Source organism: Marinobacter goseongensis, from assembly GCF_023156235.1.
In the GTDB taxonomy this organism is placed as follows: domain Bacteria; phylum Pseudomonadota; class Gammaproteobacteria; order Pseudomonadales; family Oleiphilaceae; genus Marinobacter; species Marinobacter goseongensis.
This window is the reverse complement of record NZ_JAKZAI010000046.1, coordinates 1-7,449: the sequence shown is the minus strand read 5'-3', so window position 1 is coordinate 7,449 and position 7,449 is coordinate 1. Positions and strand designations below refer to the sequence as shown.

6 protein-coding genes and 1 pseudogene are annotated in these 7,449 nt (G+C 58.9%); 5 read left to right on the top strand and 2 right to left on the bottom strand.

Annotated elements, in window-relative coordinates; translation table 11 throughout:
- Positions 1-75: 75 nt before the first annotated feature.
- Positions 76-357 (top strand): annotated as a pseudogene (locus MLC70_RS17945) (acetyl-CoA C-acetyltransferase); the annotation flags it as partial.
- Positions 358-363: 6 nt separating this feature from the next.
- Here the strand turns inward: MLC70_RS17945 and MLC70_RS17940 are convergent.
- Together MLC70_RS17940 and MLC70_RS17935 are read right to left on the bottom strand one after the other, a co-directional pair.
- Positions 364-1,368, bottom strand: a complete 1,005-nt coding sequence (locus MLC70_RS17940; RefSeq protein ID WP_248185815.1) for an AraC family transcriptional regulator — start codon at positions 1,366-1,368, stop codon at positions 364-366.
- Positions 1,369-1,410: 42 nt separating this feature from the next.
- Positions 1,411-3,318 (bottom strand): sigma 54-interacting transcriptional regulator, encoded by a 1,908-nt coding sequence (locus tag MLC70_RS17935; RefSeq protein ID WP_248185813.1) that lies wholly within the window; start codon positions 3,316-3,318, stop codon positions 1,411-1,413.
- Between the two features lie 300 nt (positions 3,319-3,618).
- On the opposite strand from MLC70_RS17935, the gene MLC70_RS17930 reads away from it, so the two are divergent.
- From MLC70_RS17930 to cynS, 4 genes are read left to right on the top strand one after another with little or no spacing between them, the layout of a single operon-like run.
- Entirely contained in the window at positions 3,619-5,037 is a 1,419-nt protein-coding gene (locus MLC70_RS17930) for an ABC transporter substrate-binding protein (RefSeq protein ID WP_248185811.1), read from the top strand.
- A 2-nt stretch (positions 5,038-5,039) separates the two neighbouring features.
- Complete coding sequence (gene ntrB / locus MLC70_RS17925; RefSeq protein ID WP_248185810.1) at positions 5,040-5,867, top strand: nitrate ABC transporter permease; 828 nt, start codon at positions 5,040-5,042, stop codon at positions 5,865-5,867.
- A 56-nt stretch (positions 5,868-5,923) separates the two neighbouring features.
- Positions 5,924-6,826, top strand: a complete 903-nt coding sequence (locus MLC70_RS17920) for an ABC transporter ATP-binding protein (RefSeq protein WP_248185808.1) — start codon at positions 5,924-5,926, stop codon at positions 6,824-6,826.
- Between the two features lie 27 nt (positions 6,827-6,853).
- Positions 6,854-7,297, top strand: coding sequence for a cyanase (cynS, locus tag MLC70_RS17915; RefSeq protein WP_248185806.1), 444 nt, complete (start codon positions 6,854-6,856; stop codon positions 7,295-7,297).
- Positions 7,298-7,449: the final 152 nt, after the last annotated feature.

The following is a 7,449-nucleotide window of genomic DNA, read 5'->3' as shown; positions in this document are numbered from 1 at the left end:
GGCCTACGGCTACCGGGATAACGACTACTTCTTTCTGAAGATAAAAGCAGCATTTCCCGGTAAAGCGCGATGAACCTGAAAAAAGCCGGTTGGTCCGTTGATGATGTAGACCTGTTCGAAATCAACGAAGCCTTCGCAGTGGTCACCCTGGCGGCGATCAACGAGCTCAAGCTTCCAGGGGAGAAGGTCAACGTGCATGGCGGAGCTTGTGCTTTGGGGCACCCGATCGGGTCATCTGGCTCGCGTATCCTCGTTACCCTGATTAGCGCGCTGAAGCGGCGTGGCCTTAAGCGTGGGGTTGCCTCGCTGTGCATCGGCGGTGGCGAGGGCACGGCGGTGGCGATTGAACTGCTGTAGAGAACGCTAGCTATCCTGCTTGCGGTAGGCGAGGGGGCTGAGCCCGGTCCAGTGCTTGAAAGCACGGGAAAAAGCACCGGGTTCGGCAAACCCCAGCTGGGAAGAAATCTCAGTAATGGTCAGGTTGGGGCGCAGCAACAGGGTGACCGCCTGGTCCCGCCGCAGGTTGTCCTTGATTTTCTGGTAGGCGCTGCCTTCTGCCCTGAGTCTGCGGCTCAGGGTGTTGCTGGTCATATTGAGCTGCTCCGCGATCCTGCCCAGCGTCGGCAAGCGACTCTGCTCCATGTCCTCAAGCCTTTGTCTTACCTGCGTGGTGAGACTGTCATCGTCGTCGGTCCAGACCAAAAGGTTACGGGGTGAGCTCAGAATGAACTCATCCACCTCCGCCGGTGTTCGAGTGACTGGCATGGCCAGATAAGCTTTGCTGAAATGCAGACTGTTGCGTTCTCGGTTGAAGAAACACTGGCACGGAAACACGAACCGGTATTCATCAAAGTGGCTCGGCAAGCTGTGGGTGAAGGTGGCGTGGCTGAGCACGATTTTGCGACCGATCAGCCATCCTACCAGGCGATGCCACACCATAAGCAGCCATTCGATCAGAAATTGGTCCGGGTCCAGTTCCGGGTGGCGATGACTCATGGTCAGCGCCGCCTCTTCCCCCTCGACGCTGAGCTCGATCTGTATGTCCTGGTTGAACAAGCGGTAGCAGCGAATGCTTTGGCGGATCACCTCCTCCAGGTTGGCGCTGTGCACCACCAACGATGTCATCAGGTGAAAATGCCCGACCTGGCATGGCTCGGTGGTGCGCCCCATGAACTCATCGTCCAGCACTTTCCAGGTCATCCGGAACAGACGGATGAACTGTTCAGTGGGCAGCCGTGCCCGCGGAGGGCCAATAAAATCCCCATCAATGCCGCTTCTGCGCAACAGCTCTGCGGTAGGCAACCCTTTCTTCTCCAGACCATGGAGAATGGCTCTGGCGTAGTGGGATGAGAACGTCAGGTGGTTCATTGCAAGGTATCCGTGTGCGGTCCATTGGTCACTCGCGAAGGGTCAATTCTGCCTGACTTGAAATTGTCTGGCTTCAATTTTCAGTTTTTTCAACCGTGAGGTCAGGGTGGTGGGCTTCACCCCCAGCAGCGCCGCGGCTCCGTCGTCCCCGAACACCCGCCCTGCGCTCATCGTCAGGGCGCGGGTCAGATTCTGTTTTTCCAGTTCCCTGAGTTCCCGCTCGGTCATCAGGTCGCCCTGATAATGGCGGGCCGGCGGCGCTTGCGCGGTCACCGGTCGGGCGCTGGAGTCGGAGCCGGCCAGGTCGAGATCGAGGTGGCCGTCAGCGGTGATCACCTGGCGCTCGATCACGTTCTCCAGTTCCCGCACGTTACCCGGCCAGTGGTAGGCCTTCAGGGTTTCCACGTCGCCTTCCTTCAGCGCCAGGGGCGGGCGATTGAATTTCTGGCAGGCGCGGTTGAGGAATTCCTGGGCGAGGATGGGAATGTCCTCCTGGCGCCGCCGCAGCGGCACGGATTCGATGGGAAACACGTTGAGGCGGAAGTAGAGATCTTCACGGAAGGTTTTGGCCTGCACTTCCGCCTTCAGGTCCCGGTTGGTGGCGGCGATGACCCGCACATCCACCGCGCGGGTGTGGTTTTCGCCCACCCGCTCGAACTGCTGATCCTGCAATACTCTCAGCAGTTTACCTTGCAGTTCCAGAGGGATTTCCCCCACCTCATCCAGAAACAGGGTACCGCCGTCCGCCAGTTCGAACCGGCCCACCCGGTCACTGACTGCGCCGGTGAAGGCCCCGCGGATGTGGCCGAAGAACTCACTCTCGAAAAGGTCTTTCGGAATGGCGGCGCAGTTGACCCGTATCACTGGTCGGTCACGGCGGGTGCTGGACTGATGAATGGCGCGGGCGATCAGCTCCTTGCCGGTACCGGATTCGCCGGTGACCAGAACATTTGCGTCGGTAGGGGCAACCATACCGATGCGGCGCACGATGGCCTTGATGGCGTCGCTCTGGCCAAATATCTCGTGAAAGTGGTATTCCGCACTGAGCTCTTCCTGCAGGTAAGCGTTTTCCATTTCCAGCCGGTGTTTGAGACTCTCCACTTCCTCCAGGGCTTTCTGCAGCTCCTTCTGGGCCTGCAGCCGCGGGGAGATGTCCCGGAACACAACCACTGCGCCCACCGGGTGGCCGTTGTCCAGGATGGGCGTGCTGGTGTATTCCACCGGGAAACCGGTGCCGTCCTTGCGCCAGAACCAGTCCTCGCCCACCCGTTTGATGCTGGCGTCCCGAAAGGCGGCGTAAATAGGGCACTCTTTCAGTGGATAGAGGCTGCCGTCCTCGTGAGAGTGGTGGACCACACGATGAATGACCCGACCCATAAGCTCATCAATGCGCCAGCCCAGCATGCGCTCCGCTGCCGGGTTGGCGAAGGTGGTGCGGCCCTCGGCATCCACGCCGTAAATACCTTCCCCGACGGCGTGAAGAATCAGCTGGTTCTCACGCTCCATGTCCTTGAACAGCTCTTCTACCCGCCGCCACTCCAGCAGCCCGCCACGATGATAATGGTTGGCGTCGTGGCGCTCCCGCAGCGTTCGTAACTGGCGACGGTCCCGCAGCAACAGCAGCAGCTCCTGGGATTCTGCTTCACCGACCCGTGAGGCGGAAATCTCCAGCTCAACGGTGTGGCCGTCCCGGTGTTTGACCATGAAATCCCGGCTCCAGCCGTGGCTGCGGAACAGGGTTTCCTCGGTGAAAGCAATCAACTGGGGGCGTTGGTCGGCGAACAAGCGGGTACAGGGGGTGCTTTTCAGGGACTGCCGGTCGATACCCATCAACCGGCCCATGGCACTGTTGGCAGCAACGATCAGATCCTGGGCGGCATCCACCAGCAATGCGGCCTCCGGCAGGTGGTCTATCCAGGCATGGTTGTTGACGGGGTGTTCCGGGTGCATGGGGCTGTCCTCGTTAATCATGAAAACAACAGAACAAACCCCGTGCCAACTATGAAAAATCGTAGCGATGCCTACGAAATCTCGTTTATTACGATAATTCGTAGTGGGTGTGTTCAGAAAGGATAAATAAAAGAGCTTTGAAAACATGGGTTTAAAAAAATATCGGTAGTTGGCACAAACCCTGCGATATCTCTCCCAGAACGCGCAACCGCCCCGGCCTGATGTGCTCGGGGGTCAGAGTCGCCAATTGGTTGCACTGCAAGAGTGCACAACATCATCCGAGAGAAGGGAGAGTGCCCCATGACCACGAAAAGCCTTGGCAATCCGTTTGACGGCGACAAGTCGTTGATTCATGCAAAAACCTGCGGCTGCCCGGAATGCAAGACCGGGCAGAACGCCCCGTCGACCTCGTTGAACCTGCAGTCAGCCCCCCGCCAGGACGCTACCGAGGGCGCCATGGACTCCGAGGCGATGATGGACCGGGCGATTGAGAGCGCGGTGGTGCGCTCGGTATTCGGTCACAACGACCACTCTCGCCGCAGCTTCATGAAAATGATGGGCGCCGGTTCAGCGGCTGCGCTGGTCTCCAGCGTATTCCCGCTCGATAAAGCCAAGGCGGCGGTGAAGGAATCCCTTGGCAAGCTCGAGAAGACCAAGCTGAACGTCGGGTTCGTGCCCATCACCTGTGCCACGCCGATCATCATGGCGCATCCCATGGGCTTTTATGAGCGCTATGGCCTTGACGTCACCGTGACCAAAACCGCTGGCTGGGCGGTGGCGAGGGACAAATCCCTGGCGGGCGAATACGACGCCTCCCACATGCTCACCCCGATGCCCCTGGCCATGAGCATGGGTGCAGGGTCGACCCCGGAGCCGTTTATCATGCCTGCGGTGGAGAACATCAACGGTCAGGCCATCGTTCTGCATGTGGATCACAAAGACAAGCGCGATCCCAAACAGTGGAAAGGCTTCAAGTTCGGGGTGCCTTTCGAGTACTCCATGCACAACTTCCTGCTTCGCTACTACCTGGCTGAGAACGGTATCGACCCGGATAAAGACGTGCAGATCCGTGTGGTACCGCCACCCGAGATGGTCGCTAACCTGCGGGCCGGTAACCTCGACGGTTATTTGTCGCCGGATCCTTTCAACCAGCGTGCCGTGTGGGAAAAAGTAGGCTTTATCCACATGCTCACCAAGGATATCTGGGAAGGTCATCCCTGCTGTGCCTTTGCCTGTAGCCAGAAGTTCGCCACCGAGAATCCAAACACTTATGGTGCGCTGCTGCGAGCGATCATCGACGCCACCCAGTACTCCAACATTCCCGAGAACCGTAAGGAAATTTCCGAGGCCATTGCGCCCAAGAACTATCTGAACCAGCCGGTACCGGTGATTCAACAGGTTCTCACGGGTCGCTATGCCGATGGCCTGGGCGAGGTGAAAAACGTGCCGGACCGCATCGACTTTGACCCGTTCCCGTGGCACTCCATGGGGGTGTGGATTCTGACCCAGATGAAGCGTTGGGGTTATATCGAAGGCGACGTGGACTACAAGGGCATTGCCGAGCAAGTCTACCTGGCCGGCGAAACCGGGAAGATTATGGAGGAGCTGGGTTACAGCGCTCCGAGCGAGACCTACAAGACTCACACCATCATGGGCAAGACCTTTGATCCGGAAAGTGCGGAAGAGTACACCCGCAGCTTTGCCATCGGGAGGGTGTGATCGTGGCTTCCCTGAATGTGCGGGCGGCGCTGTTGTCGGTGTCGTTTCTGATCCTGGCCCTGGGCATCTGGGAGATGGCGACCCAGCCTCCGGAAGCGCAGACCGGTATGACCGAGTATGAAATGCTGATGGGCGGTGCTGATCAGGAATCCCGGGTGCCGCCACCGTCAGCGGTGATCAAGCTCGCCTGGGCCGAGCTGTCCGATCCGTTCTATGACGCCGGGGCGAACGATAAGGGCATCGGCATTCAGCTGGGTTACTCGGTTTACCGGGTGCTCACCGGCTACCTTGCGGCCATGGCCATCGCACTGCCCATTGGCTTTCTGATCGGTATGTCACCGCTCATGTACAAAGCCCTTAACCCATATATCCAGGTGTTGCGGCCGATTTCGCCGCTGGCCTGGATGCCGCTGGCGCTGTTCATCATTCAGGATTCCGATGCCTCCGCCATCTTTGTCATCTTCATCTGCTCGATCTGGCCCATGTTGCTCAACACCGCCTTTGGCGTGGCGAATGTGCGGCAGGATTGGGTGAACGTGGCCCGTACCCACGAGCTGGGGCCTTTGCGCACCGCCATCACGGTGATCCTGCCGGCTGCGGCGCCCACCATCCTGACCGGTATGAGGATCTCCATCGGTATCGCCTGGCTGGTGATCGTGGCGGCAGAAATGCTGGTGGGCGGCACCGGCATTGGCTACTACGTGTGGAACGAGTGGAACAACTTGGATCTGGCCAGTGTGATTTTCTCCATCGTGATGATCGGGGTGGTGGGTATGGTGCTGGATCTTGCCCTGGGCAAGGCCCAGAAGATGGTTGAGTACAAAGAATGAGCGGTTCGGTGCCGGCGAGCCGGTACCTGCCTCAAACCTCCGAAGGGAGCGCTGTTATGAATAAGTCATTCCTGGAAGTAGATGGTCTGTCGAAGGTATATCCGGACGGCCAGGGCGGCGATCTGACCGTCTTCGAGGATATCCGCTTTGCCCTGGAGAAAGGTGAGTTTGTCTGCATCATCGGTCACTCCGGTTGCGGTAAATCCACCATCCTGAACGTGCTGGCCGGGCTGGATGAAGCCAGTTCCGGCAACGTGGTGATGAACGGCAAGGAAGTGAAAGGCCCCGGGCTGGAGCGTGGCGTGGTCTTCCAGAATTACAGCTTGCTGCCTTGGAAAACCACCCTCAACAACATTGTGTTCGCCGTTCGCGCTCGCTGGCCGAAGTGGTCCAAGGAGCAGGTTCGAGAACACAGCGAACGCTACCTGAGCATGGTAGGGCTGGATCACGCGCTGAACCGCAAACCCTCCCAGCTTTCCGGCGGTATGCGCCAGCGGGTCAGCATTGCTCGTGCATTCGCCACGCAGCCGGAACTGTTGCTGCTGGACGAGCCGTTCGGTGCGCTGGATGCGCTTACCCGTGGGGTGATTCAGGACGAACTGGTCAAAATCTGGGAAGAAACCCGTCAGACCGTGTTCATGATCACCCACGACGTGGACGAGGCCATTCTGCTCTCTGACCGCATCTTCCTGATGTCCAACGGCCCCAATGCCCGTATCGCCGAAAGCGTAAAAGTGGACATCCCGCACCCCAGGGCGCGCGCCACCATTTTCCAGAACCCGGCCTATCACAAGACCCGGGATTACCTGGTGGACTTCCTGGTCAACCGCAGCGGTTCGGCGTTGCCGGAAAAAGACGGCAGCCCGAAGTTCGTCGAGCCCGCCAGGGGGGATGCTACCGCTGCGTCCGCAGCCACAGAGTCTGAAGCCGAATCTGCCGCCCGTGCGGTAAACGCCTGACGTTAATTGCCAAGAGAGGAATCAATCATGATGAACAAAGAACTGATGACCGCAAAAATCCTGGAAGCCAAGGCCACCAAAGGCGTGTCCTGGGAAGCCCTGGCCGAGGCCATCGGCATGTCGCCGGTGTTCACCACCTCGGCCTGCCTGGGGATGAACAGCATGACGGAGGACAAGGCGTTCGCCGTGTGCGAGACCCTGGGACTGGAGAAGTCGATTGCCGAAGCACTGCAGGTCTGCCCGAAGAAAGCCTGGGACAGCGCCGTGCCCCAGGACCCGCTGATTTACCGCCTGTACGAAATCGTGGGGGTGTATGGTGACACCATGAAGGAACTGATCCATGAGAAATTTGGTGACGGCATCATGAGTGCGATCGATTTCACCATGGACATCGAGAAGGAGGAGAACCCCAAGGGGGATCGCGTGGTTGTTACTTTGAATGGGAAGTTTTTGCCTTACAAGGCCTGGTGATCGCGTCTGGCTTTGGAGTGGCCTGCCTTTTGTAGCCTGTTGGTTTAGGGGCGGGCTTGCGGGGTGGCAGGTGGAGAGCCTGTAAATAAATCTGTGTAACTGCCCACCCCATTACAGGTGGCCGTCCAGGCGGTCACCGAATTCGATAATAA

Coding starts and splice junctions, on each gene's coding strand:
- MLC70_RS17940 (WP_248185815.1), bottom strand. CDS start 1,368: ATGAACCACCTGACGTTCTCATCCCACTACGCCAGAGCCATTCTCCAT.
- MLC70_RS17935 (WP_248185813.1), bottom strand. CDS start 3,318: ATGCACCCGGAACACCCCGTCAACAACCATGCCTGGATAGACCACCTG.
- MLC70_RS17930 (WP_248185811.1), top strand. CDS start 3,619: ATGACCACGAAAAGCCTTGGCAATCCGTTTGACGGCGACAAGTCGTTG.
- MLC70_RS17920 (WP_248185808.1), top strand. CDS start 5,924: ATGAATAAGTCATTCCTGGAAGTAGATGGTCTGTCGAAGGTATATCCG.
- cynS (WP_248185806.1), top strand. CDS start 6,854: ATGATGAACAAAGAACTGATGACCGCAAAAATCCTGGAAGCCAAGGCC.